This is a genomic window from Nonomuraea sp. NPDC059194, from assembly GCF_042754765.1.
GTDB lineage: Bacteria > Actinomycetota > Actinomycetes > Streptosporangiales > Streptosporangiaceae > Nonomuraea.
Window position 1 is genome coordinate 126,950 of the sequence record NZ_JBHZBH010000021.1, and the last position, 23,969, is coordinate 150,918.

Annotated in this window: 22 protein-coding genes; 11 read left to right on the forward strand and 11 right to left on the reverse strand. The window is 71.7% G+C overall.

Annotated features, from left to right (window positions below; translation table 11 throughout):
- Positions 1 to 238 precede the first annotated feature (238 nt).
- Positions 239 to 1,015: a tyrosine-protein phosphatase gene (locus tag ACFXJ8_RS25060; protein ID WP_379646375.1), complete on the reverse strand. Its 777-nt coding sequence runs from the start codon at positions 1,013 to 1,015 to the stop codon at positions 239 to 241.
- A 66-nt stretch (positions 1,016 to 1,081) separates the two neighbouring features.
- Between ACFXJ8_RS25060 and ACFXJ8_RS25065 the strand changes: the two genes are divergently transcribed.
- Positions 1,082 to 1,954, forward strand: a complete 873-nt coding sequence (locus ACFXJ8_RS25065) for a hypothetical protein (protein ID WP_379646376.1) — start codon at positions 1,082 to 1,084, stop codon at positions 1,952 to 1,954.
- Here the strand turns inward: ACFXJ8_RS25065 and ACFXJ8_RS25070 are convergent.
- Both ACFXJ8_RS25070 and ACFXJ8_RS25075 read right to left on the reverse strand, forming a co-directional pair.
- Positions 1,935 to 4,361 carry an ATP-binding protein gene (locus tag ACFXJ8_RS25070; RefSeq protein ID WP_379646377.1) on the reverse strand — a complete coding sequence of 809 codons (2,427 nt, stop codon included), beginning with the start codon at positions 4,359 to 4,361 and terminating at the stop codon, positions 1,935 to 1,937. The genes ACFXJ8_RS25065 and ACFXJ8_RS25070 overlap by 20 nt on opposite strands.
- Before the next feature lie 197 nt (positions 4,362 to 4,558).
- On the reverse strand, positions 4,559 to 6,664 hold the full coding sequence (locus tag ACFXJ8_RS25075) for a M6 family metalloprotease domain-containing protein (RefSeq protein WP_379646378.1): 2,106 nt from the start codon (positions 6,662 to 6,664) through the stop codon (positions 4,559 to 4,561).
- 97 nt (positions 6,665 to 6,761) lie between these two features.
- Here ACFXJ8_RS25075 and ACFXJ8_RS25080 point away from each other — a divergent pair, with 97 nt between their 5' ends.
- Together ACFXJ8_RS25080 and ACFXJ8_RS25085 are read left to right on the forward strand one after the other, a co-directional pair.
- Complete coding sequence (locus tag ACFXJ8_RS25080) at positions 6,762 to 7,883, forward strand: PucR family transcriptional regulator (protein ID WP_379646379.1); 1,122 nt, start codon at positions 6,762 to 6,764, stop codon at positions 7,881 to 7,883.
- Positions 7,884 to 7,952: 69 nt separating this feature from the next.
- Positions 7,953 to 8,936 carry a hypothetical protein gene (locus ACFXJ8_RS25085; protein WP_379646380.1) on the forward strand — a complete coding sequence of 328 codons (984 nt, stop codon included), beginning with the start codon at positions 7,953 to 7,955 and terminating at the stop codon, positions 8,934 to 8,936.
- Here ACFXJ8_RS25085 and ACFXJ8_RS25090 read toward each other — a convergent pair.
- On the reverse strand, positions 8,933 to 9,361 hold the full coding sequence (locus ACFXJ8_RS25090; protein ID WP_379646381.1) for a MarR family winged helix-turn-helix transcriptional regulator: 429 nt from the start codon (positions 9,359 to 9,361) through the stop codon (positions 8,933 to 8,935). The two genes, ACFXJ8_RS25085 and ACFXJ8_RS25090, sit on opposite strands and share 4 nt — an antisense overlap.
- A gap of 94 nt (positions 9,362 to 9,455) precedes the next feature.
- Here ACFXJ8_RS25090 and ACFXJ8_RS25095 point away from each other — a divergent pair, with 94 nt between their 5' ends.
- Genes ACFXJ8_RS25095 through ACFXJ8_RS25110 form a run of 4 tightly spaced genes read left to right on the forward strand, consistent with a single transcriptional unit; the run spans position 9,456 to position 14,185 of the window.
- Positions 9,456 to 11,165, forward strand: a complete 1,710-nt coding sequence (locus tag ACFXJ8_RS25095; protein WP_379646382.1) for an ABC transporter ATP-binding protein — start codon at positions 9,456 to 9,458, stop codon at positions 11,163 to 11,165.
- A 48-nt stretch (positions 11,166 to 11,213) separates the two neighbouring features.
- On the forward strand, positions 11,214 to 12,269 hold the full coding sequence (locus ACFXJ8_RS25100) for an MFS transporter (RefSeq protein WP_379646397.1): 1,056 nt from the start codon (positions 11,214 to 11,216) through the stop codon (positions 12,267 to 12,269).
- Positions 12,270 to 12,279: 10 nt separating this feature from the next.
- Entirely contained in the window at positions 12,280 to 13,809 is a 1,530-nt protein-coding gene (locus ACFXJ8_RS25105) for a gamma-glutamyltransferase family protein (protein ID WP_379646383.1), read from the forward strand.
- 58 nt (positions 13,810 to 13,867) lie between these two features.
- Positions 13,868 to 14,185, forward strand: coding sequence for a DUF5709 domain-containing protein (locus ACFXJ8_RS25110; protein WP_379646384.1), 318 nt, complete (start codon positions 13,868 to 13,870; stop codon positions 14,183 to 14,185).
- A gap of 331 nt (positions 14,186 to 14,516) precedes the next feature.
- On the opposite strand, the gene ACFXJ8_RS25115 is transcribed toward ACFXJ8_RS25110, so the two are convergent.
- From ACFXJ8_RS25115 to ACFXJ8_RS25125, 3 genes are all read right to left on the reverse strand, one after another.
- A complete protein-coding gene (locus ACFXJ8_RS25115) occupies positions 14,517 to 15,176 on the reverse strand; it encodes an HAD family hydrolase (RefSeq protein WP_379646385.1) in 660 nt (219 codons plus the stop codon).
- A 212-nt stretch (positions 15,177 to 15,388) separates the two neighbouring features.
- Positions 15,389 to 15,799, reverse strand: coding sequence for a DUF5360 family protein (locus tag ACFXJ8_RS25120; RefSeq protein ID WP_379646386.1), 411 nt, complete (start codon positions 15,797 to 15,799; stop codon positions 15,389 to 15,391).
- Entirely contained in the window at positions 15,783 to 16,328 is a 546-nt protein-coding gene (locus tag ACFXJ8_RS25125) for a TetR/AcrR family transcriptional regulator (protein WP_379646387.1), read from the reverse strand. The genes ACFXJ8_RS25120 and ACFXJ8_RS25125 overlap by 17 nt, the downstream gene beginning before the upstream one ends.
- 90 nt (positions 16,329 to 16,418) lie before the next feature.
- Between ACFXJ8_RS25125 and ACFXJ8_RS25130 the strand changes: the two genes are divergently transcribed.
- Entirely contained in the window at positions 16,419 to 18,329 is a 1,911-nt protein-coding gene (locus tag ACFXJ8_RS25130) for a Xaa-Pro dipeptidyl-peptidase (protein ID WP_379646388.1), read from the forward strand.
- A 25-nt stretch (positions 18,330 to 18,354) separates the two neighbouring features.
- Here the strand turns inward: ACFXJ8_RS25130 and ACFXJ8_RS25135 are convergent, their stop codons facing one another.
- Positions 18,355 to 19,155: a DUF4253 domain-containing protein gene (locus ACFXJ8_RS25135; RefSeq protein ID WP_379646389.1), complete on the reverse strand. Its 801-nt coding sequence runs from the start codon at positions 19,153 to 19,155 to the stop codon at positions 18,355 to 18,357.
- Positions 19,156 to 19,272: 117 nt separating this feature from the next.
- Here ACFXJ8_RS25135 and ACFXJ8_RS25140 point away from each other — a divergent pair, with 117 nt between their 5' ends.
- From ACFXJ8_RS25140 to ACFXJ8_RS25150, 3 genes are read left to right on the forward strand one after another with little or no spacing between them, the layout of a single operon-like run.
- Positions 19,273 to 20,253 (forward strand): sensor histidine kinase, encoded by a 981-nt coding sequence (locus tag ACFXJ8_RS25140; RefSeq protein WP_379646390.1) that lies wholly within the window; start codon positions 19,273 to 19,275, stop codon positions 20,251 to 20,253.
- Positions 20,250 to 20,849 (forward strand): response regulator, encoded by a 600-nt coding sequence (locus tag ACFXJ8_RS25145; RefSeq protein WP_379646391.1) that lies wholly within the window; start codon positions 20,250 to 20,252, stop codon positions 20,847 to 20,849. Before ACFXJ8_RS25140 ends, ACFXJ8_RS25145 begins: the two co-directional genes overlap by 4 nt.
- The gene (locus tag ACFXJ8_RS25150) at positions 20,846 to 21,430 is read left to right on the forward strand and encodes an HAD family hydrolase (RefSeq protein WP_379646392.1); all 585 of its coding nucleotides are present in this window, start codon (positions 20,846 to 20,848) and stop codon (positions 21,428 to 21,430) included. Before ACFXJ8_RS25145 ends, ACFXJ8_RS25150 begins: the two co-directional genes overlap by 4 nt.
- On the opposite strand, the gene ACFXJ8_RS25155 is transcribed toward ACFXJ8_RS25150, so the two are convergent.
- The 3 genes from ACFXJ8_RS25155 to ACFXJ8_RS25165 form a co-directional block, all read right to left on the reverse strand.
- Positions 21,427 to 21,906, reverse strand: coding sequence for a VOC family protein (locus ACFXJ8_RS25155; protein ID WP_379646393.1), 480 nt, complete (start codon positions 21,904 to 21,906; stop codon positions 21,427 to 21,429). The two genes, ACFXJ8_RS25150 and ACFXJ8_RS25155, sit on opposite strands and share 4 nt — an antisense overlap.
- A gap of 43 nt (positions 21,907 to 21,949) precedes the next feature.
- Complete coding sequence (locus ACFXJ8_RS25160; protein ID WP_379646394.1) at positions 21,950 to 22,597, reverse strand: TenA family protein; 648 nt, start codon at positions 22,595 to 22,597, stop codon at positions 21,950 to 21,952.
- Positions 22,598 to 22,668: 71 nt separating this feature from the next.
- The gene (locus ACFXJ8_RS25165) at positions 22,669 to 23,787 is read right to left on the reverse strand and encodes a TIGR03118 family protein (protein WP_379646395.1); all 1,119 of its coding nucleotides are present in this window, start codon (positions 23,785 to 23,787) and stop codon (positions 22,669 to 22,671) included.
- Positions 23,788 to 23,969: the final 182 nt, after the last annotated feature.

The following is a 23,969-nucleotide window of genomic DNA, read 5'->3' on the forward strand; positions in this document are numbered from 1 at the left end:
CGCGTGGGTGCGGAGTGCGGGTCTCAGGGGGCTCGGCGCGTGGGTACGGCGTGCGGTCCTCGGAAGCCGCGGCTGCGGAGAGGGCCGCACCCGCGCGCAACCGAAGCCGGTGGCCCAACGACCCTGTCGTGACGGCGGCCCGCCGGAGTCCTGCTGGAGTACGCGTGATGGACGGGTGGCCACCGTCATCCCACGGTGGCCATGACCCCGGCGACAGCCGTACAGACGAAAAGAGTGGTCAGTCTCGCAGACGCGAGCGGAGAGCGATGGTGTCGGCGTCGGTCCAGCCCTGGGCGCGGAGCCACGGCATCGGCCCGCCGAACCGGTCGTCGAGCACGCCGAGGAACTGCAGCATGTACCGCGCCCGCGGCCGGTGGTCGTCGGCGGGCCTGGAGTCGAGGTCGTCCCGGTAGGTGTCGCTGGCCCGCAGCCTGGCCAGCACCTGTTCGAGGCGTTCGCCCGTCGCCTCGTAGTCGGCGACGATGGCCTCGCGGGTGGCTCCCGCGACCTCCAGCGCGAGCGCGCACAGCACCCCGGTGCGGTCCTTGCCCGCCGCGCAGTGCACGATGGCGGCGCCGTCGTCCATGGCCATGACGCGCAGGGCCGAGACGACCGAGTCGGGGCGGTCGCGCAGGTAGCCGTAGTAGAACCCGGTGACGCGCACGTCGTCCTGGGTGTTGCGCTCCTGCCAGGGCAGCGCCCGGTCGGCGTCGACGTCGGTGTGCCTGCCGCCCTCGGCGAACAGGGTCAGGTGGTGGACGGTGACCTCGGGGATCCTGGTGAGGGGCCCCGGGCCTTCAAGATGGACCTCCGGGCCGGAGCGGAGGTCGACGACGTGCCTGACCTTGTGTGAGCCGACGAGCTGTTCGACGTCGGCGTCGGTCAGACCCTGCAGGTTGTCGGATCTGAGAATGCGTCCCGACCGCGTGGTTCCGCCGTCGGTGGTGGGGAGTCCGCCCAGGTCACGGACGTTGACGGCACCTTGGAGCTCTATCCATCGCGTGAAGTCGTTCATCGAGATCAAGCCTATATGTCGGGATAAGTCTGTGCGGATTCGGCATTTGTAACGCAGCATGAAGAGATGGATCCGCGTGCTTTTCCCCCGCGTCTGGTGCTCGATCCCTCCCTACCCGGGGAGGTCGCGGCACAGCTGAGAGCGGGCCCACACGCGATGCACATGGCGAGGGCGGGCAGGCAGCACGAGCCGACGCGCAACTCGGCCCTGCTGTTCGTGCTGCCCGGCTTCCTGATGCTGATCTGGCTGGTGATCGGCTCGGCGGGGATGATCGTGGCGCTGGTGGGCATGTCGTTGATCGCGCTGATGCGCTGGATGGCGACCGACGAGGGCAACAGGGTGGCCAAGCGGCGGCTCAGGCTCGCCTACGAGCACCACGACCGCTACGTCCTGCCCGAGGATCTCGACTATCCCTGCCAGGTGCTGCTGCGCAGGGCGCAGGACGCCGCCGACCGGATCCTCGCCTCCGAGGTGCACAAGGCGGGGCTGATCGACTCCATCGACAACCAGGTGACGCTGCCCGACGAGGTGTGGCAGATCGCCAGGCGGCTGGCGAAGCTGTCGCGGATGCACGACGAGCATCGCCGGATCGTGCCGACCGACCTGCCGAGGAATCTGCGCGCGGCGTTCGCGCCGTACGCCGGGGCGCTGGACCAGGCATGGACGTCGCTCTCGCAGCGGGTGCGCACCCTGGAGGAGTACGCGCTGCAGGTGCTGAAAGCTGACGACGTCTACCGCGCCCACCGGCGGCTGGAGATGCTGGCCGCCCGCACGCCCGACTACCAGCGCCTGCTGGCCGAGACCGTCCGCGACGACCTGGCCCTTCCGCACATCCAGCAGCTGGCCGACCAGGCCAGGCACGTGCGGGCGTTGTTCGAGGAGTCGATCCAGGAGGCCCGCAGGGCGGCGGGCCACCTGGTCAGGACTCCGCTCTCCTGAGCAGTTCGAGGGTCCTGCGCATCCCCGCCTCGTTGCCGAGGCTGCGGTAGATCGCGCGGGCCTGCTCCAGCGGCGGTACGGCGGCGCGCCGGTCCTTCGCGTCGAGGTGCGTCTCGCCGAGGTGGCGCAGGCTGCGCGCCATCCACCACTGGTCGCCCAGCTCGTCGAAGGCGGTGACGGCGCTCTTCAGCTCCTCCTCCGCGTCGGCCGTCCGGCCCAGCCTGCTCAGCACTCTGCCGGACGACAGGTGGGTGCGGGCCACCCCCCACGAGTCGCCGAGGGCCATGAGGATCTCCTCGGCCCGCCGTACCGAGTCGAGCTCGCGCAGGCCGTTGACGGGGTCGCCGACCTCGCCCATGGCGCGCATGCAGCGCGCCTCCTCCCACAGCTCGCCCCTGCTCCTGAACATCTCCGCCGCCCTGTCGAGGCTGAAGCCCGCCTTGGTGAACAGGTCGGCAGCGGCCCTGGCCTCCCCCTCCCTGTGCAGCCCGCGCGCCTGGGCGGCCAGCACCTCGCCGTAGGCGCGCAAGGTCTGCGCCTCGGAGTAGCGGTTGCCGTCGCGTTTGAACACCTCGAGGGCGTCCTCCAGCAGCTCGCGGGCCTCTTCGGGGCGCCGCTGCGCCAGGCGGAGCTCGGCGAGGTTGCGCTGGGTTCGCGCCATCCACCAGTAGTCCTCTTCGGCGCCGAAGGCGGCGATCGCGTCGATGAGGTAGTCCTGCGCCTTGTCGAGGTTGCCGTCGTTGAACAGCCGCATGCCGATCGTGCGCATGGCCCTGGCCGCCCACCAGGTCTCGCCGAGCTCGGCGAAGATCTCCAGCGCCTCCTGCGCCGCGTCGCCGCCGAGCGCCGCCGTGCGGTCGAGCAGGGCGATGGCGAGCGTTCGCCGGTCCCCCACGTGCCTGGCCGCCTCGACGGTGAGCTCGGCCACCTCGCCCCAGTCGCTCCAGTAGGCGCGCAGCGAGTGGCAGATGGAGCAGAACGCCCTGCCGAGGCCGAAGACCAGCTCCCACCGTTCCATCGACCTGGCCTGGTGGATCAGGGCGATGAGGCTGAGGCGTTCGGCGTTGAGCCAGTCGCCGGCCTGGATTTGGCGGTCGGCGTCGCCTGCGCGTCCCGTGCGCCCCCAGTCCTGCGGCCATCTGGCCTGGGCTGCGGCCTCCGCACGGCGGCGGTAGCCGGAAAGGACGCGTTCGATGGCGGCCTCGCGCCTGTCGTCCTGCAGCTCGGCGGCGAACAGGCGGACCAGGTCGTGCAGGCGGTAGCGCATGGCGCCGGTCTGGTCGGTGCCCGAGCTCTCGGCCAGCTGCACGTCGATCAGCGCCTCCAGCTGGTCGGCGCCGTCGAGCACGGAGCTGTCGAGCAGCTCGCCGGCCACCCAGCCGGGCACGTCGGGCGAGGTGAGCGAGGACAGCAGGCGCAGCAGCCTGCGCTGGATGCCCGTGCAGTCGTCGAAGCTGAGCTGGACGGAGGCGCGGACGCTCTTGTCGATCGTGGGGGCCAGCTCCAGCTGGTCGAGCCGGCGGCGTTCGTCGGTCAGGCGGTCGGCCAGCTCGCGCAGCGACCAGTTCGACCGGGTGGCCAGCCGTCCGCCGCAGATGTTGATCGCCAGCGGCAGGTAGTCGCAGATCTTGACGATTTCCTTGGCGGCGGCCAGGTCCTCGACGATCCGCTCGCCACCGGCGAGCCTGGCCAGCAGTTCCACGCCCTGCGCTTCGCTGAAGACGCTGAGCTGGGTGTCGTAGGCGTTCATCAGGAACAGCGGCTGGCGCGAGGTGACCACGACCGCGCAGCCGGGCTCGGCCGGGATGAGGGCCTTGACCTGCTCGGCGTCGTCGACGTTGTCCAGGCCGATGAGGATTCTGCGGCCCTTGGTCCAGGTCAGCCAGAGCTGGCGCAGCTCCTCCTGCCCGCCGGGGTCGGTGGTGAGCCGGACGCCGAGCGCGCGCAGGAAGCCGATGAGGACCTCGTCGGGCCGGATGCCGCGCAGGTTGGCGTAGAGGCGGCCATCGGGGAACCAGTCGGCGAGCTCCTGCCCGAACCTGGCCATGAGCGCCGACTTGCCGACGCCGCCCCTGCCGTACAGGGAGACGACCAGCGGCGGCGCGAGCTCGCTGCCGCCGCGCCTGGCGGTGAAGACCTTGCGCAGCTCGGCGAGCGCCTCCGAGCGGCCGGTGAAGTGCTCGGGCGAGGGCGGCCACTGGTCGGGCGGGCGCCACGCCGGGTCCTCGGGCAGCGCCTTCGGTTCGCCGTTTCTGCTGGTGGCGGTGGTCGCCCAGGTCGTCACGCCCACCAGCAGCGCCGCGAGCGCGGTCACGCCGATCTTGGCCACGGGCGGGATCTCCCACTCCAGCGAGGCGGCCAGGATGCTGGCCGCTCCCGCGGCCGCGCCCGCCGCGATCGGCGCCACCCAGGCTCGTTTCCTGCGCCGGGGCCGGTGAGCCTCCTCCGGCAGTCGCAACACGCACCCCCTTTCGGAGGTGATTCAAGCCGATCTCGTACGGCCCGCGCCACCCCCGATCACGGAACCCGCGAAGCGATGACCGACGGGGGTACGGCGGCGCCGTACCCCCGTCAGCCGGTTACAGATGCAACTCCATCAGCCGGTTACAGCCCGACCACGTGGCACGTGGCGGTCACGGTCTTGGACGGGTCCGACTCGGAGGTGGCGGTCAGCGTCACCTTGGCCAGGCGGCTGCCGCCCTCGGCGCGCTGGGCGTTGACCGTGACGGACTCGTGCTCGCCGTTGCCGACCGCGGCCAGGGCGTTGGGCAGCTGGGCGCTCCAGCCCCGGCCCGAGACCGACGCGGTGAGGCGGTAGACGTCGCCGCCGAGGTAGGAGGAGACGTCCTCGGGGTGCGCGGCCGTCGAGGTGCGCGTCCTGCCGGTGTTGAACAGCGGGAACTTGCAGGTGGACAGGCCCTTGCCGGCCGGGATCCCGGCGGCGGGCAGCAGCTTGACGCCGCGCCTGTGCGGTCCTGCGCCGTCGAGCGAGCGGACCGCGACGGTGTAGGACAGGATGCCCTTGCGGTCACGCTGCACATCGGTGACGTAGAAGTGCAGGCGGTTGGCCTCGTCGACGAACTCGTACTCGCTGCCGGAGTCGGTGCCGGCGTGGAAGAGGGCGTCGGACAGCTGGCGGTAGTCGCCGATGGTGATCGGGACCTTGGTGCCGTCGGGCAGGACGTAGTCGGTCATGTTGATGTCCTGCGGGTTGGCGTCGATCACCCACTCGAACGGGGACCTGTCCTGGTTCTTGGTCTTGGCCAGGAGCACGCCGGAGTCGGGGGTGAAGGAGTCGGTGCCCATCCGGTCGACGACTTCGACGGTGTAGTTCTCGTAGCCGCCGCCGTCGCACAGGGGGTCGGTCTGCCACTGGCAGGCGGGCGCCTTGTCGCCGGAGTCGAACTGGATGTTGAGGCCCATGAGCCCGTTCGGTCCCGGCTGGACGGAGCGAGCGGTGACCTTGGCGGTGACCAGGCCGGACTCGTCGAGCGCGTCACGCGACAGGCGCAGCACGTTCTGCTCGTCGACCATGTTCAGCTTGATCTTGTTGCGCAGCATGTGCTGGGCGCCCATCGAGCCGCCCGAGGTGGGCGGGATCAGCCAGCGGCTGTGCGGTCCTCCAGGGCCGTTGAAGCTGCCCCTGCTGAGCATCTCCCAGATGCCGGTGTAGGCCCTGCGGACCGGGTTGGCGTACGGGTTGTTGTAGTTGTCGAGCACGCCGAGGATGTGGCTCAGCTCGTGCGCGTAGACGCCCATGCCGGAGCTCTCGGCCTGCACCGAGTTGACGCCGATCTGGGCGTTGGGCCAGAAGGTCGAGCCCGCCTGCCAGGAGGTCCAGTCGACGTAGCGGGTCTTGACCCAGTTGGTCAGGCTGGGGTCGTCGGGACCCCACTCGTCGGTGACGTCCTCCTTGGTCGGGAACTTCATCATCCCGAACTCCTGCCAGGTGGACGACTCGTCCTGACCGGCGCTGAGGTAGAAGATGAAGTCGAACTTCTTGGCCTCCTCCTCGCCGATGGCACCCGCCCACAGCGCCCTGCCCTCGGTGCGCAGGCTCTTGTCGCACGAGTCGCCCGCCGGGCAGCCGGTGCCGCCCTGGAACTCCATGGCGTACTCGTGGTCCTTGCCCGTCAGCGTGTAGGGCCCGAACCCGGTCAGTTCCACGCCGTAGCGGCCGCCGGAGTCCTCCATCCAGTACTCGTGGATGGTGTGGCCGCGGTTGAGCGCGTTCGGGGTGTTGAGGAAGTCCTGGTAGAACTTGGCAACCTGGTCGCGGGGCACGTCGTGCGCCTCGGCGCTGGGGTTCTTGAAGATCGTCGAACCCTTGGGCTGGGTGGCCACGAACGGCTGGTTGGGGTAGTCGAGCAGCACCAGCGCGCCCTTGAAGGTGCGGGTGGAGCCCTTGACGTTCGGGTCGGCCCAGTTGGTGTCCGGGATCTTCTTGTAGTCCGCCCACGTCATGTGGTCGGGGTTCTTCCAGTTCTGCGGGTCGATCGGGGCGATCGAGGGCGCGGGACGGCCGCGCAGTGTCTGGTCGGACTCGGGCTCGTCGCGCTGCCACGGCTGCGTCTGGGGCCAGTGGTCCTGACGCCAGGGGATCTCGGGGTCGGCGGGGGGATCGGCGGAGGCGGGGGTGGCCGCAAGACCTAACGGGACCAGCACGAGGGCCGCCAGCAGGCCTTTCAGCAGCTTCTTCGGGAGCTTCACGAACTAGGACGGTATAGACGCTCTTGACGGAGATCACCGATCAGTTGTAGGGAAGAGGCCACCTCCGATTTCCGACAAATGATGAAAAGGCCAGGTAGTGCTGCAGCGCAGCGTCGACGACTTAGCCATCCGCCTCGGGCGGCCCCTGCTCTTGGAGGACCGCCTCCAGCGCGTCATCGCCTACTCCGAGCAGGACGGCGCGATGGACGACATCAGGCGCGAGTCGATCCTGCGCCGCCACACGACCCCCGAGGTCCGCGGCTTCCTGCACGCCGCGGGCATCCTGGAGGCCACCGCCCCGCTGCGCACCCCCGGCGCGCCCGCGCTCGGCCTGCTGCCGAGAGTCTGCGTCCCCGTACGGCACGACGGCGCGCTGATGGGCTTCCTGTGGTTCATCGACACCGCCCCGGCGATGACGGCGGCCGAGATCGACGAGGCCACGACCGCCGCCGGCACGCTGGCCCTGGCCCTGTTCCACGAGAGCCTGGCCACGGGCCTTGCCTCGCACCGCGAGCTGGAGGCCGTGACCGGAGTCCTGTCCGGCGACCGCGACGCCGCCCGAACCTTGATCGAGGCGGGCTTCCCGCAGGCGCTGCCGGTCACCGCCCTGGTGGCCACGCCGCTGGACGCCGATCCCTCCGAGCGGTCGCGGCTAGCGATGGAGCAGGGCATGCTGACCGTGCGGCGCCGTCTCGGCGGGCTGCACCTGGTGCGCTACGACCACGCCACGCTCCTCACCACGGCCGCGCCGCCCGCCGAGGAGGTGCACGCGGCGATGGCGCTGCCCGTGGTGGTCGGCATCGGCCGCCCCCGCCCGAGCCTGGCCGAGGCCGGCGAGTCCTACGCGGAAGCCCTGCACGCGGCCCAGGTGGCGACCAGGGTGCGGGGGCTCGGCCGGTCGGTCGAGTGGACCAGGCTCGGCGTCTACCGCATGCTGACGCACGTGCCACAGGCGGACCTGCACCCCGGCCTCGAACGGCTGCTCGCCGACGCCCAGCACCTGCCGCTGCTGGAGACGCTGGAGACCTACCTCGACCTGGCGGGCAGCGCGGTGGCCACCTCGAAGCGGCTGCGGCTGCACCGCACGTCGCTGTACTACCGGTTGCAGCGGGTGGAGGAGCTGGCGCAGACGGACCTCAAGGACGGCGGGGAACGGCTCAGCCTGCACCTGAGCCTGAAACTGGCCCGCCTGTCCGGCCGCTACCGGCCCCGCTCCTGACAGCTCCCACCCCCGGGGGTCCCGGCGCGTGTGATTGATTTGGCAGCAGTCGTGCCTTTTAATCGCTCAATGGGAGCGTTGAGGAAGGGATTCGGCTCGCGCGCCCACGTGCCCGTCGTCCTCCACTCCGCTCCCCTCGTGCTGCCCGTCTGCGCGCCGCCGATCCGTGACGGCGCTGTCGCCATCAGAGGCGAGCGGGTGCTCCAGGTCGGGTCCAGGGCCGAGCTGCTGGCCTACTTCCCCGTCGAGGACGAGATCCGCTGGCCCGGCCTGATCACCCCGGGGCTGGTGGACGCCTGCCGTACCGGGGCGCTGGGTCCTGGGGTGACCAGCGCGGCCGATCTCGGTGAGCGTGGCAGCCCCGGCGGCGTCACCTACCTGGAGGTCGCCTGCGCGAGCGAGCAGGCGTGGGAGGCGAGCGCGCGTGACGCGCTGATCACCGCGATCCGTGAGCATGCGGGCACGGTGGGCGTGGCCGCGCACGCGTCCGATCCGCTGGTGATGGAGGAGCTGGCGGTGCTCGCCCGGACGTTCGGGCTGCGGCTGATGGCCGACCTCGGCCGCCACTCCCCCATGGAGCTGGACGAGGCCGGGGTGCTGGGACCGCACTGCCACGTGACGGGCGAGGGGCCGCTCACGCCCGGCGAGCGCAAACTGCTGCGGCTGCGCGGCACCACGCTGGCGTTGCTCGGCGGGGACGTCTCCGCGCTGGTGGAGGAGGGCGCCGCGATCGCGTTCGGCGGCCCGCCGCTGGCGGTGGCGCGAGCCGTACGGGATGCCACCCGGATGCGACGCCTGGAACGGGTGCTCGTCGAGGCGGCGACCGTGGGCGGGGCGCGGGCCATGGGCATGGCGGAGGGTCCTGGCCGGATCGGCACGCTCGGCCCCGGCAGCCAGGCCGACCTGGCCGTCTTCGACGTCCGGGGCGGCCGCGACCCCTACGCGGCGCTGCTCGACCAGCCGCCGTGCCTGGCCACGGTGATCGGCGGCGTGCCCCGCCCGCGGCGTCCGCGCCGGTCCGCCGCGGACTCCTCCAGGGAGCAGGCGGGTTAGACCGCCCAGTTGTCCCTGTCGACCTCGCCCAGCAGTTCCTTCAGCCGCTCCCGCTGCTCCTGGGACAGCACGCCGAACAGGTCGCGGGCGACCTCCCTGCGGGCTTCGCGCGAGCGCTCGTGGACCTCGGCGCCGCGCGGGGTGATCAGCAGCAGCGTCGAGCGCCGGTTGGCGGGGTCGGTCTCCCTGCGCACCAGCCCCGCCTCCTCCAGCGCGTCGACGACGGGCGTGAGCGAGCGCGGCACGATGCGCAGCGCCTCGGCGAGCTGGACCATCCTGAGCGGCCGGTCGGCCTCGACGAGCTCGCGCAGCGCCCGCGCCTGACTGGGGCTGAGGCCGAGCGGCTCCAGGCGGCGCTTGTAGCCGTGCCTGGAAAGCCGGCTGATCCTGTGCACGAGTTCCAGCAGCTCGGAGGCGGTGTCCACGATCGCAGAGCCTACCGGTGGAACAATCGTGAGATAACCTCTGTTTGAGTGAACATCTGAAAGGAGTTCTGTGACAGCGGAACCACGCGCGCCCATGAGGCGCATCATCAGGCTGTTCCGGCCCTATCGCGGCCGCCTGGCCACCGTCCTCGCCCTGATCGCCCTTTCGTCGCTGGTCTCCCTCGCCTCGCCGTTCCTGCTGCGCGAGATCCTCGACGTCGCCATCCCCTCGCGGGATCTGGCGCTGCTGAGCCTGCTGGCGCTCGGCATGGTCGCCGTCGCCGTGACCACCAGCGTGTTCGACGTGATGCAGACGTTCATCTCCACGACCGTCGGCCAGCGGGTCATGCACGACCTGCGCGCCGCCGTCTACAGCCATCTGCAGCGCATGTCGCTGGCCTTCTTCACCCGCACCCGCACCGGCGAGGTGCAGTCGCGCCTGGCCAACGACATCGGCGGGATGCAGCAGGTCGTCACCTCGACCGCGACCTCGATCGTCTCCAACCTCACCACCGTGCTGGCCAGCGTCATCGCGATGCTGGTCCTCGACTGGCGGCTGACCGCGCTGTCGCTGGCGCTGCTGCCGGTGTTCGTGTGGATCAGCCGCAAGGTCGGGCAAGAGCGCAGGCGGATCACCGCCGAGCGGCAGCGCAAGCTGGCCGTGATGTCGTCGATGGTGCAGGAGTCGCTGTCGGTCAGCGGCATCCTGCTCGGCCGGACGATGGGCCGCGCCCCCGAGCTGACCCGCAGGTTCACCGACGCCTCCGACGAGCTGGCCGAGCTGGGCGTGCGCGCCAGTATGGCCGGCCGATGGCGGCAGTCGTCGATCCAGATCGTCATGGCCGCGATGCCCGCCATGATCTACTGGGCCGCCGGCCTGACGTCGATGGTGTCCGTCGGCACGGTGGTCGCCTTCACCACGCTCCAGGCCGGGCTGTTCAGGCCCGCGGTCTCGCTCATGCGGACGGGGGTGGAGGTGCAGAGCTCGCTGGCGCTGTTCGGCCGCATCTTCGAGTACCTGGACCTGCCCGTCGACATCACGCCCGGCGGCCGCGACCTGAGCGGCCCGCGCGGCGAGGTCCGCTTCGAGCGGGTCGACTTCTCCTACGGCGAGGCGCCGACCCTGTCGGGCCTCGACCTCGACATTCCGGCGGGCACCAGCCTGGCCGTCGTCGGCGAGACCGGCTCGGGCAAGACCACGCTCAGCTACCTGATCCCCCGCCTCTACGACGTCACGGGCGGCAGGGTGACGATCGACGGCGTGGACGTGCGCGAGCTGACCTTCGAGGCGCTCGCGACGACCGTGGGCGTGGTCTCGCAGGAGACCTACCTGTTCCACGCCTCGATCGCCGACAACCTGCGCTTCGCCAAACCCGACGCGAGCGACGAGGAGCTGGTCGCGGCGGCCCGCGCCGCCAGGATCCACGACCACGTCGCCGCGCTGCCCGACGGGTACGACACGGTGGTCGGCGAGCGGGGCCACCGCTTCTCCGGCGGCGAGAAGCAGCGCCTGGCGATCGCCCGCACGCTGCTGCGCGACCCGCCGGTGCTCGTCCTGGACGAGGCGACCAGCGCGCTGGACAACCAGACCGAGCGTGCCGTACAGGAGGCGCTGGACGCGCTGGCCGACGGCCGCACCACGATCACCATCGCCCACCGGCTGTCGACCGTCCGCGGCGCCGACCAGATCGTGGTCCTCGACGCGGGCGTGATCGCCGAGCGCGGCACCCACGAGGAGCTCATGGCGCTGGACGGCCGCTACGCGGCTCTCGTCCGCCGGGAAGAACCGCTCATCACGGCTTAAACGTGATATACGACACAAAAGGAAATCTAACCCCTCGTCCTCCAGGCGCTGCCCACGCTGGCCTTCGGTCTGTGGGGCGGCGCGCTCGCCGACCGGCTGCGCGGCCGTCCCGTGGTCGTCGCCTCCCAGATCGCGCAGGGCCTGCTCGCGGTCGTCCTCGCGATCGTGGCCATGGCGGGGGTCACCTCCGTCCTTCCCGTGTACGACGTGGCGCTGGCCGGCGGCCTGGTCACCGCGCTCGGCGGCCCCGCGCTCGGCAGGTTCGGCGCGGAGGTCGTCCCGCCCGCCGACCTGCCCAACGCCATGTCGCTCGGCTCGGTGGTCAACTCGGCGGGCCGCATCCTCGGCATGAGCCTGGCGGGCGTGCTGATCCCGGTCACCGGGCCCGGCGGCCTGTTCGTGATCAACGCGCTGAGCTTCCTGGCCGTGATCGCCGCCATCGCCGCGATGCGCGTCTCTGAGATGTACGAGCTCGCCCAGGCCCCCGCGGACGCGAACGGCATCAGGGAGGGCCTGCGCTACGTGCTGCGCACGCGATGGCTGCTGGTGCTGCTGGCCCTCTCGCTGGTCCTCGGCAGCCTGGGCCGCAACTACCAGGTGACGATGGCCGCGATGGCGGCCGGACCGCTCGGCGCGGGCGCGAGCGGCTACGGCCTGCTGTCCACGGTCTTCGCCGTCGGCACCGTGCTCGGCGGCGTCTTCGCGGCGGGCCGGCCGCGGCTGACGATGCGCCTGCTGCTGGTCACGGCCTTCCTCACCAGCGTGGCGCAGGCGCTCAGCGGCCTGATGCCCGGGCTGTGGACCTTCGCCGCGCTGCTGCTGCCGATCGCCGCGGGCGCGGTCGTCATCGACACCACGATCGGCGCGCGGGCCCAGCTCGGCAGCCCCGACGAGCTGCGCGGCCGGGTGATCTCGGTGCTGGGCCTGGTGAGCGCCGCGTCGGGCGCGCTGGGCGGGCCGCTGCTCGGCTGGCTCAGCGACGCCATGGGCCCCCAGCTCGCCCTGCGGATCGGCGGCGTGAGCACCGTGGCCGCCACGCTGCTGGCCGCGCTCGCGCTGGCCAGGATCACCGGCGTCCGGATTCTTCGCCCGCGAACCGCGTAGGGTCGGATCCGTGCAAAACACCCGATACGCCCGATCTGGCATGGTGTGCAGCGTTGACCACCTCGCCTCCGCCGCCGGCCTGACCATGCTCGACCGCGGCGGCTCGGCCGCCGACGCCGCCATCGCCACCAACGCCGTCCTCACGGTCACCGCACCCCACATGTGCGGCCTCGGCGGCGACCTGTTCGCGCTCGTCCACGACGGCTCCGTCAGCGCGCTCAACGCCTCGGGCCGCGCGGGCTCGGGCGCCGACCCCGACCGGCTCAGGGCCGAGGGGCACACCCGCATGCCGCACCATCACGACATCAGGTCCGCGCCGGTGCCCGGCTGCGTGGACGGCTGGCTCGCCCTGCACTCCAGGTACGGCAAGCTGCCGATGAGCACCGTGCTCGCCCCCGCGATCGCGCTGGCCGCCGACGGCTTCCCCGCCTCGCCGCTGCTGGCCCCCATCACCTCGATGGTCGGCCACCCCGACTTCGCCGGCGACTTCACCCCCGGGCAGCTCATGACCAGGCCGGGCGTGGCCCGCACGCTGGAGGCGATCGCCGCCTCCGGCAGGGAGGGCTTCTACCAGGGCGAGTTCGGGCAGGGCCTGCTGGAGCTGGGCGCGGGCGAGTATACGGCCGACGACCTGGCCGAACCGCTGGCCGACTGGGTGGAGCCGCTACGCGTTTCGGCCTTCGGCCACGACGTGTGGTCGATGCCGCCCAACTCCCAGGGCTACCTGCTGCTGCTGTCGCTCGGCATCGTGGACGGGCTCGACCTGCCCGCCGCGCCCGAGCACCCCCTCTGGGCCCACCTGCTGGGCGAGGCGGCCAGGATCGCCGGCCACGACCGGCTCGCCGTCCTGCACGAGCACGCGACCGACCTGGTGTCGGCGGCCGAGATCGACCGGCGGCGCGCGCTCATCGATCCGGCCACCCGGCTGAAGGTGCGCGGCCTGACCGCCGAGGGCGACACGACGTACCTGTGCGCGGTGGACGGCGACGGTATGGGCGTCTCGCTCATCCAGTCGAACGCCTCGGGCTTCGGCAGCCTCGTCGTCGAACCCCGCACCGGGATCAACCTGCACAACCGCGGCATCGGCTTCTCGCTGACGCCCGGACATCCCGCCGAGTACGGCCCCGGCCGCCGCCCCCCGCACACCCTCACCCCCGCGCTCGTCACCCGTCCTGACGGCTCGCTCCGCGCGGTCGTGGGCACGATGGGCGGCGACGCTCAGCCGCAGATCCTCCTGCAGGTCATCACCAGGCTGCTGCGGCACGGCCAGACGCCGGGAGAGGCGATCAGCGCGCCGCGCTGGCGGCTGGCCACGGGCGGGACCGGGTTCGACACCTGGGAGTCGCCGGACGAGACCGTCGTCGAACTGGAGGAGGGCGCCCACTGGGCCGACGGGCTGGCCGCGCTCGGCCATCCGGTGGCGGCCAGGCCGTACGGGACCGGGTTCGGGCACGCGCACCTGATCGACGTGCTGCCCGGCGGCGTCCTGGCCGGGGCTGCGGACCCGCGGGCGCGGATCGGCGCGGCGATCGGCCGCTGACCTCGCGGAGGGTTTCCGACCCGAGGGTTCCCGACGTGGTGGCGGGTAGGCACCGACTATGACCGAAACACCACCGGACCGCTACGGACTCAGCGACGAGCAGGAGATAGAGGTCGAGGGCTGGACCGAGGACCTCGGCGCCGACCACGTCATCGAGGAGGACGACCCCCAGCACCAGGACACCGTGGCCGAACGGCTGTGGCGCGAGGCGCCCGACAGGGAACGGGCGCCGCGCGAGGAGCACCGGCTGGTGCAGCCCGACGAGGGGCTGGGGGCCGACGTCGAGAGCGAGGAGATCGGCGACGACGTGGGCGCCGACTCGGGCGATCTGTCCGCCGAGGAACGCGCGGTACGAATCGACCCCGAGAGCCCCTAGCCAGGGGCGCGCTTCGCGCGTTCGGGCTCGGGACTGTTCTTCCCAGGGGCTTTCCAGCCCCTTCGACCCCGGCCTGGGCCACTTGGAGGGCCAAGCGGGAGATCACGATGGGGGACCGATCCGGATCGTGGCCGGACACAGCAAACCCGCCACCCCGACATCACGCCATGCCGGCTACGCCATCGTCTTCCCACCGATCACGTTCCGCCCGCCACACACGCCAGCCGACCAGCGCAAACGTTCAAGGAACCAACCACCGAAGAACCCGTATGTTCCTGACATCGAGGGCACGCCGCACCGGGGCCCTGATCCGGTCGGAGCAGGGCGCGCTTCAGTCCGCGTCGAGGCGGCGTAGGGCGGGGAGCACGCCGTACAGGTCATCGATGACGGCGTCGGCGGCCGCGGCCTCCGCCCTGTCGGCGTGCAGGTAGCCCCACGGGCCCCGGCGCAGCAGCGCGGTGCGCATCCCGGCCCTGCCCGCGGGCAGCACGTCGTTGTCGAGCCGGTCCCCGACGTACAGAATCTCCTCGGGCCGCCTGCCCGCGACGGCGGCGACCTTGGCGAAGAACTCGGGGGCGGGCTTGGCCACGCCCCAGCCGTCGGAGGTGTGGATGGAGTCGACGGGCAGGTCCATGGCCAGCAGGGCGTCGTAGGCCCTGGTCGGCTGGTTGCCGGCGATGATCACCTGGATGCCGGCGTCGCGCAGGCCCTGCAGGGCAGGGCGCACGTCGGGGTAGAGGTCGTCGGCGTCGAAGTGGTTGCGCAGGCTGTCGGGCTCGTCCCGCTCCCACGCGGCGATCTCGGCCTCGATGTCGAGTCCGGGGCGCAGGATCTCGAAGGCGTCGCGGTGCGAGCGCTCCAGAGCGGCGGTGCCGCCGAGCACGCCCATGAAGGCGAGCCTGGGCACGCCCAGCCGGTCGGCCCAGCGCGACCAGATGCGCGTCTCGTCGATCAACGTCTCGCCGACGTCGAACACCACTGCCTTGACCACCGTCGATTCCTCCTTCGTCCGCCCCAACTCTACGGACTTCCCCGGCCGGACCCGTCCGGGGTCAGCCCGCCATGGGGTGAGCGGGCGAGGGGCGGGGTTGCTGGACATGGTGCGGTGCGGCAAAGGAGGGCGGTCAGCCCGACGTAGGTAGGGCGGACGAGCGAGGAGCGGGGGTCAGCCCGACGTGGGAGCCGGGCAGCGAGAGGCGGGGGTCAGCCTGACGTGGGAGCCGGGCGGCGAGGGGCGGCGGTCAGCCTGACGATGGCGGGGATCGGGAACAGCAGCAGGTACAGGTTCGGGATCCACCAGGCAAGCGAGAAGTCACCGCGCAACGTCCAGAACGCGATCGCCATCAGTCCCGAGGCCATCGTCAGCACCAGCGACACCAGCATCAGCGGCTCCCCCCGGCTCCGGCCGCCCCGCAGCAGCCACAGGCTCGTCAGCCCGGTCGCGCTGGCCAGCAGGTCAATCCAGAGGAACGACCAGTTCCAGTCGGCCATCAGCGGGTTGGCGTAGTCGGCGAACGCCCATGCGGCGGGGATCAGCCCCATCCCCGTCACCGAGAAGTACACGACGAACCCGACGTCCGTCGCCAGCATGAGGGCCTTAGTCGTTCTCAGCACGGTCGATCAACTCCAGGAGGTAGCGGCGGGTGCTCTCGTGCAGTCCGGGGTCGGGCTCGCCGAGGCCGAGCAGCCTGACCGCCCACCAGCCGTCCACGGCCAGCCGTACGGCGGTCGCCACGGCGGGGTCGATGCCGTCGTCGGTCAGCCGCGCCTGCCAGGCCGCGAACCGCTCGCGCAGCGGCGTGAGCCCCGCGGGGTCGACGAGGACCGCGGCCAGCAGCGCCGCGGTGACCCTGTCCGCGGGCGCGTCGGTGCGGGCCTTGGGGATCGTGGCCTCGACGTAGGCGCGCAGGAAGTCGCCTGGCCTGCTGCCCGCGGCGGCCAGCGCCGCGTCGAAGGCGGCGGTGAGCCGGTCGACCATGGCGGCGACCATGGCCTGCTTGGTCGGGAAGTGGTAGAACAGGCCGCCCTTCGACACGCCCGCCCGCTGGGCCACGGCTTCCAGCGTCAGCGATTCGGCTCCGTCGGTGAGCAGGACGTCGGCGGCGGCGTCCAGCAGCCGCTCTCTCGAACTCGGTCTCGGCACAGCCCGAAACTATACCGGCCAGCCGGTGCACTATGAAAGGTGATCAGAGCGTTCGATCATGTGAGTCCCCCCGATCACAGGAGGACCCGCGTGTCACGCTTACGGGCGACCCTCATCGCGCTGACCCTCGTCGCGACCACCGCGCCACCCGCGCAAGCCGCCGTCACCATCGACGCCGCCATCACCATCGAGAACGACCGCTCCCAACCCGTCTTCTCCTATGCCGACGCCATCCGCGAGCACGTCTACGTCGAGTCCACGATCGACAGCGACACCGACGGCCGCCTCGACAGGGTGCGGGTGGACATCATCCGCCCGAAGGAATCAGGCCCCTCCCTCAAGGTGCCGGTGATCATCGACGAGAGCCCCTACTACGACAACGCGGGCCGGGGCAACGAGTCCGAGCGGAAGGTCTACGACGCCGCGGGCGACCCGGTGAAGTTCCCGCTGTTCTACGACAACTACTTCGTCCCGAGGGGCTACGCGGTCCTCAACGTGGACATGCTCGGCACCACCAGGTCCGACGGCTGTCCCGACACCGGCGGCCAGGCCGACGTGCTGGGCGGCAAGGCCGTCATCGACTGGCTGAACGGCCGGGCGAAGGCCTACCGCGCCGACGGCTCGCCCGCCGAGGCCACCTGGACCACCGGCAAGGCCGCCATGATCGGCAAGTCGTACGACGGCACGCTGGCCAACGCCGTGGCCGCCACGGGCGTCGAGGGCCTGGAGACGATCGTCCCGATCTCGGCGATCAGCTCGTGGTACCGCTACCAGCGCTCCAACGGCGTCGTCTACAACTACAACTACGCCTCCTGGCTGGCCAACGTCGTCGACACCGACCCTGACGCCAGGTGCGCCGCCGTACGGGCGAGGATGGACACCGAGGACGGCGACGACACCGGGAACCACAACCCGTTCTGGCAGCTGCGCGACTACGAGAAGGACGTCGCCAACGTCAGGGCCAGCGTGTTCGTGGTCCACACGGTCAACGACCTGAACGTCAAGCCCGACAACTTCTCCGCCTGGTGGAAGGAGCTCGGCCGGCGGGGCGTGCCGCGCAAGATCTGGGTGGGCCAGTACCAGCACGTCGACCCGTTCGACTTCGAGGGCAGGCGCGGGGTGTGGGTGGACACGCTGCACCGGTGGTTCGACCACTGGCTTCTCGGCGTGGAGAACGGGATCATGCGTGAGCCCGTCGCCGACGTACAGGTGGGGCCCACGCAGTGGATCACCCAGCGTGACTGGCCGGCGCGCGGGGCGCTGCGGATGCCGCTGCGCCCCGCCGCCGACGGAAAGCTCGGGCTGCTGCCCGCGCGCAGGGGCACGACCGCCGCGTTCACCGACGTGCGGCTGCCGGAGACGGAGATGGTCGCCGACGTCGGCACGAGCAAGCCGGGCCGGATCGCCTTCACCACCGGCGCGCTCCCGCTCGACCTACGGCTGTCCGGCACGCCGGTGGTCGACCTGCGGGTGGCGCTGGACCGGCCGACCGCGAACCTCACCGCCCTGCTCGTCGACTTCGGCGAGGCCACCCGCGTCGACTGGCGGCGCGGCCAGGGCATCGCCACGCTGGCCGAGGAGGACTGCCACGGCGAGGCGAGCACGCAGGACGACGGCTGCTACCGGAAGGTGGCGACGAACCTGGCCACCCGCCCGCTGGAGATCGTCGCGCGCGGCTGGATCGACGTGCAGAACCGCGACTCGCTGTCGTCTCCGACCCCGCTGCCGGCGGGCGAGTACGGCAGGGTGCGGTGGGACACGCTGCCGCAGGACTACGTCTTCAGGAAGGGCCACCGCCTCGGCCTGGTCCTGGCGGGCACCGACGCCACCTACAGCGCCGAGACGGCCACGGGCGCGAGCGTGACCGTCGACCTGTCCAGGAGCAAGGTCACCGTGCCGTTCGTGCTGAGCGCGCCGCTGACCGAGGTTCCCGCCGACCAGACCAGGTGGTACGGCCCGCAGGAGGTCGACCTGCCCACGCCTGAGCACGTCTTCTACTAGCGGAGCCGGTGGGACTGGGCCCGGCTCAGTCCCACCAGAAGGACCAGGAGTACTGGCCGATGATCTGCTCGGCGTAGCCGTGGAGGTCGCCAGGGCCCTGCACGATGTTGTCGGGGCAGAAGGCCCAGTGCTCGGCGGCGACGTGGATCGCGTGGGCGGGCGTGACGGGAGGCGCGGCCACGCTCAGCTCCAGCGTGTTGAAGCCCATCGCGACGACCCGCGCGCCGAAGCGCTCCTCCCAGCTGCGGACGACGGCGGCCAGCGGCACCATCCACTCGTTGTGGTGCAGGGCGCCCTGCCAGCCCATCACGGCGAGCGTGTCGGCGCCCCTGCGGGCGGCGGCCAGGCCGAGCGGCATGCCGCGCCCGGCCAGCACCCCCGCGTACCAGTCGGCCACCTGTCCAGGCTCGCCGCGCAGCTTTCCCGGCTCGGCCAGCCCCGGGCAGACCGGCCCGAACGGCTCGATCTCCGCGAGCGACTCGGCGGGCATCTGGGCCACCCAGTCCTGCCATACCTCGGTCATGAACCCGGCCGCGGTGAAGGTGTCGATGAGGTCCGGCGAGTCGGGCGCCACCTGCGCCGACGACCATGGTTGCGCCGACTCGTCGAGCAGCACGGGCCACAGCCCCGAGTGCGGGTGCTCGGCCCGCATCGCCGCCCACAGCCCGTCGGGCGCCGGCTCGTCGCTCATCCAGAAGGCCGGTCGCCTGGCCGTCTCGCCCGGCCACACGACCTCGCCCGCGGGCAGCCCGAAGGACAGCGACCGCCCGCGGCCGCCGTCCTCGAACAGCCGGCAAAGACTCGCCGGTAGCTGGTGAGTTTTCATGTCTCGGACGATGGTAATGCCCGGGACTTTCGTCCTGGTGAACCCGGGATCGATGGACCTTCGGCGGATGCGGGCGGACCTGCAGTATCGGAGCGTCTGGATACTGAGGGGATGTGGATGCGCCCGTTCTACGCCTGGGTCGCGGTGGCCTACTTTCCCGCCTACGAGCTGGTCAGCGCGCCGACGTGGGGCGGTGCGCTGGGGCTGGCGGTCGTGGTGGCGGCCTACCTGCTGTCGATCAGGCTGGGGTCGTGGCCGCTGCTGGTGCTGCTCGCCGTGGCGGCGCTGTCGCTGGGTCTGGCCTACGGCGGCAAATGGCTGTACCTGCTGCCGCTGGTGTCGATCGCGTGCGGGGTCGTGGTGCGCGGGCGGGCGCTGCCGTACGCGCTGGCGGCCATCACCGTCGCCTCGATGGCGGTGACGCTACTGGCGGGCGGCGGCGAGGACGGGGTCGCGGCCGTCGCGTGGGGCACCTTCATCGCCGGCGTCGTCGTCCACCTCACCATGCGGCTGTCGGAGGCCAGGCAGGAGCTGGCCAGGGAGGCCGTCTCGCGGGAGCGCGAACGCTTCTCCCGCGACCTGCACGACCTGCTGGGCCACACGCTGTCGCTGGTGGTGGTCAAGGCGGAGGCGGTGCGCAGGCTGGCCCCCCGCGACCCCGGCGCCGCGGCGGCGCAGGCCGCCGACATCGAGGAGATCGGGCGCAGGGCGCTGAGCGAGGTCCGCGCGGCCGTGGCGGGCTACCGTGGGCGCGGCATGGCCGACGAGATGGCCGCCGCCCGCCTGACGCTGGAGGAGGCGGGCGTGCGGGCCGAGGTCGACCTGGAGGAGGTACGGCTGCCGCCGGACGCGGACACGCTGCTGGGCTGGGCGGTCAGGGAAGGGGTGACGAACGTGATCAGGCACGCGCGGGCGACCACGTGCGCCATCACGGTGAGGGGCGAGGACGGCAGGGTGGTGCTGGAGATCGTCAACGACGGCGCGGGCGCCTCGTTCGTCAGGGGCAACGGGCTGAAGGGGCTGGCCGAGCGGGGCGCCGAGGTGGACGCGGCGGCCAGGGGCGGCAGCTTCACGCTCAGGGTGGCGGTGCCGGCGTGATCAGGGTGCTGATCGCCGAGGACCAGGGCATGATGCGCGACGCGCTCGCCCTGCTGCTCGGCATGGAGGACGACCTGGAGGTGGTCGCCCAGGTCGCCGACGGAGCCGCGATCGTCACCACGGCGCTGGAGACGCGGCCCGACGTGGCGCTGCTCGACATCGAGCTGCCGGGACGCAGCGGTCTCGACGCCGCCGCCGACCTGCACAGGGCGGGGATCGTGGTGCTGATCCTGACGACGTTCGGCAGGCCCGGCTACCTGCGCAGGGCGATGGAGGCCGGCGCGGCGGGCTTCCTGGTGAAGGACGCGCCCGTCGAGGAGCTCGCGGGGGCGATCAGGAGGGCCGTGGCGGGCGAGCGGATCGTCGACCCCACGCTGGCCGCCGCCGCCCTGCATGCGGGCCACAACCCCCTCACCGGCAGGGAGCGGGAGGTGCTGTCCGCGGCGCTTGACGGGTCCACGATCGCCGACCTGGCCGCCAGGCTGCACCTGTCGGAGAGCACGGTCCGCAACCACCTGTCGTCGGCCATCGGCAAGACGCACACCAGGAACAGGATCGAGGCGGCCCGGCTGGCCCGGCACAATGGGTGGTTGTGACCTCCTCCTACGACGCTGTGCTCAGCGACCTCGACGGCGTCCTCCGCCAGTTCGACCACGCCGCCCAGGCCGACATCGAGGCCCGCTACGGCCTGCCGCTGATCAAGACGGCCTTCGCCCCCGAACGCATCCTGCCGGCCACCCTCGGCCAGATCACCGAGGCGCAGTGGGTCGAGTCGATCGCCGAGGCCCTCGGCGGCGACGAGCGGGCCCGCGCGGCGTCCGCCGAGTTCGCCCAGGTGCCGTTCTGGGTGGACGAGGAGGTCAGGGCGCTGCTGGCGAAGGCGCAGGAGCGGGTGCCGGTGATCCTGCTGACCAACGCCATGGACACCCTGGAGTCACACCTCGACCTGCTCGGCCTGACCCACTTCGCCGATGCCGTGGTCAGCAGCGCCCGCGTCGGCCTGGCCAAGCCCGACCCCCGCATCTACGAGCTGGCCGCCGAGGTGGCGGGCGTGGCGCCGGAGCGCTGCCTGTTCGTCGACGACCGGCTGGAGAACGTCGAGGCCGCCCGCGCGCTCGGCATGGCCGGCGTGCACTTCACCGCGGCGGCCGACCTGGCCGAGGCGCTCGGCCGCTAGGAGCGCTCCTCGGTCCCGAAACCGTCGAGCGACTCGCGTTCTTCCAGGGTGCTCAGTTCCTCGAACACCGTGATGTGGAGTCCGGCGGGCGCGTCGAACCGCGCGTTCAGCGACTGCCACGGCGTGACGGTGGGCGGCGCGACCTGCTCGGCTCCGGCCGAGACCAGCCGATCGGTGGCTGCCCGGGTGTCGTCGACCTCGAACGCGACGCGGATCTTGGGGGCCACCTGGCGGCCCACCTCGACATCGTCGATCATCCGCTTCTGCGCGGGGTTCGCGATCTCCAGCGTGGCCTGCCCCGCGTCGAGGATCACCACGCGGGCGCCGTCACCGCCGGAGAAGGCGGCCTGCTCGGGCAGGCCCAGGGCGTCGCGGTAGAAGGCGAGGGCGGCCTCGTAGTCCTCCGCCTCGACGACGAGGCGGAGCTGGCGAACGGCCGGCGGCCGCTCGTTCTCCGAGTCCTTGGACACGGTCATGCGATCTTCTCCTCAGCGTGGTTCGATATTGCGGCCAGGCCGCTCAGCCCGCGGCCATGTCGAAGAAGCGCTTCTCCAGCTCGACGGCCCTGCGGAAGACGCTCAGCACCTCCTGCCTGCCGTCCTCGTCGAGGGCAGGGCCGAGCCGGTCGAGCTCGCCGCGCAGGAACGCCACCCACTGCCGGAAGGCGGGCCCCTCGTGCAGCTCGATCCACTCCCTGTGCACGAAGTTGTCCGGGTACGGCTGGGCCGCGCGCGAGGCCCAGCCCAGGTAGGTCCACTCCGCCACGCACAGCACGGCCACGATCAGCGGGTAGTCCTGGCTGGTCCTGGCCTCATCCATCAGTGTGCGGAAGTCTTCGGTGACCGGTTCGAGCACGGCGGGCGCCGCCCCTGCGCCGAGGGCTTCGAGCGCCCGGTGGAAGTAGGTCTTCTCCTCGGCGGTGGCGACCTGCCCGAGGAACTGCCCGAACGGCACCCGCGCCTCGAAGCTGTCGGCGCTCGCCACCGCCGCCCCGAGCAGCGCGGTGAAGGTGTCGACGAACTGGAAGTCCTGGATGAGGTAGCGCCGCATGTCGTCGTCGGCCACCTCACCCGTGGCGATCGCCGCCGCGAACGGGTGGGTGACGACCTCGGTCCAGGTGGGCTCGCACTGCGCGCGCAGCCACTCGCTGAAGTTTCCCTCGCTCACGCCCCGCACCTTACCCATATCAGCTGAATCATGACCGCGTGGGAGGCACGAGCCGTTGCCGGGAGCCGTCGTCAGTAGCCGTAGCCCGAGGCGCGGGTGGAGGGGGCGGGGCTCGTCGAAAGCGAGGACGGGGTGGGCGAGGGGGAGGTGCGGGCGCCCGCGGGGCGGATCAGGCCGAGCAGGCCGTGCCGGGCGCCCTCGATCCCGGCGGCGAACCACAGCGCGTTCTCGCCGCCGTTGGCCGCCGTGCCGGGCTCCAGGTCCCACAGTCCCGGCAGCGCGATCGGGCGGCCGTTGCCGTCACGCAGCGGGCCGAGGTGCCGTCCGTTCCTGAAGGCGTGGATCCGGCCGTCGCCGAAGTTGCCGACCAGCATCGCGCCCGCGTACCGCCCGAAGCCGCGCGGGGCGACGGTCACGGCCCAGGGGGCGTTGAGCGGGCCTCGCGCGGCCAGCCGTCCGGTGAACCGGCCCGCGGCGTCGAAGCGACTGACGAAGCCCTTCCCGCGGCCGGCCACCGACGTGCCGGTGCGGGCGTCGCGCAGGGCGTAGGAGATCCAGACCGCGCCGCGCGCCACCGAGACGTTGAACGGGGCGTACCCCTCGGGCAGGTACGGGTCGGCGAACTGGCGGCGCTGCAGCCGTACCCGCCTGAAGTCGTCGTCGAAGACGTGGACGCGGCCGCCGGCGAAGTCGGCGGCCAGCAGGAACGCGCCCTCCTCGGTCTTCATCAGGGCCAGGCCCTTGTAGTCGGCGCCGCGGGTGAAGGCGGCGATGACGGCGTTCCTGGCGTCGGCTTCGGCGTTCCAGCCGGTGATGGCGCCGCTGGGGCTGGCGAAGACGAACGTGGCCGGCCGGCCCTTCACGGTGAAGCCGTCGGTGGGGTTGACGACCTGGCCGGTGGGCGCGCCGCCCGGCACGGTGACCTCGGTGGCCTCCTTCTTTCCCGCCCCGGAGTAGACGGTGGCGACGCCGGTGCCGGTGGCCGAGACCCACAGCGTCTTGCCCATGGCCAGGCCCCACGGGTTGACCAGCTTGGGATCGGTGAGCCTGGCCCTGCCCTTGAGGTCGGAGACCAGGTTGACGACGTCGAACCTGGTCCCGGTCCGGCCCGGGTCGAGACCGGCCGACGCCGGGGTGGCGGTGCCGAGGATCAGCGCCGCCGAGCAGAGTATGACGATGCGTGGCCGCATCCTGCCTCCTAGTAGTACTTCGTTAGGTTACGAAGTGTTGTGGGGCGAATACGGCTGGCAGCAGACGTGACAAGCGCCGGTCCAGGTCAGGGCTGATGCGTTCTCACGTGGTGAGACCAAGTAGCTGAAGTCCGTCGGCGGGATGGTTGCGGTAATGATCGGTGGCGGCGGCGATGTTGGTC

What these genes read in the sequence shown, in the direction of transcription:
- ACFXJ8_RS25060 (WP_379646375.1), bottom strand. Translation starts at nt 1,015, where the DNA reads ATGAACGACTTCACGCGATGGATAGAGCTCCAAGGTGCCGTCAACGTC.
- ACFXJ8_RS25065 (WP_379646376.1), top strand. Translation starts at nt 1,082, where the DNA reads ATGGATCCGCGTGCTTTTCCCCCGCGTCTGGTGCTCGATCCCTCCCTA.
- ACFXJ8_RS25085 (WP_379646380.1), top strand. Translation starts at nt 7,953, where the DNA reads ATGGGAGCGTTGAGGAAGGGATTCGGCTCGCGCGCCCACGTGCCCGTC.
- ACFXJ8_RS25095 (WP_379646382.1), top strand. Translation starts at nt 9,456, where the DNA reads ATGAGGCGCATCATCAGGCTGTTCCGGCCCTATCGCGGCCGCCTGGCC.
- ACFXJ8_RS25110 (WP_379646384.1), top strand. Translation starts at nt 13,868, where the DNA reads ATGACCGAAACACCACCGGACCGCTACGGACTCAGCGACGAGCAGGAG.
- ACFXJ8_RS25135 (WP_379646389.1), bottom strand. Translation starts at nt 19,155, where the DNA reads ATGAAAACTCACCAGCTACCGGCGAGTCTTTGCCGGCTGTTCGAGGAC.
- ACFXJ8_RS25140 (WP_379646390.1), top strand. Translation starts at nt 19,273, where the DNA reads ATGCGCCCGTTCTACGCCTGGGTCGCGGTGGCCTACTTTCCCGCCTAC.
- ACFXJ8_RS25155 (WP_379646393.1), bottom strand. Translation starts at nt 21,906, where the DNA reads ATGACCGTGTCCAAGGACTCGGAGAACGAGCGGCCGCCGGCCGTTCGC.
- ACFXJ8_RS25165 (WP_379646395.1), bottom strand. Translation starts at nt 23,787, where the DNA reads ATGCGGCCACGCATCGTCATACTCTGCTCGGCGGCGCTGATCCTCGGC.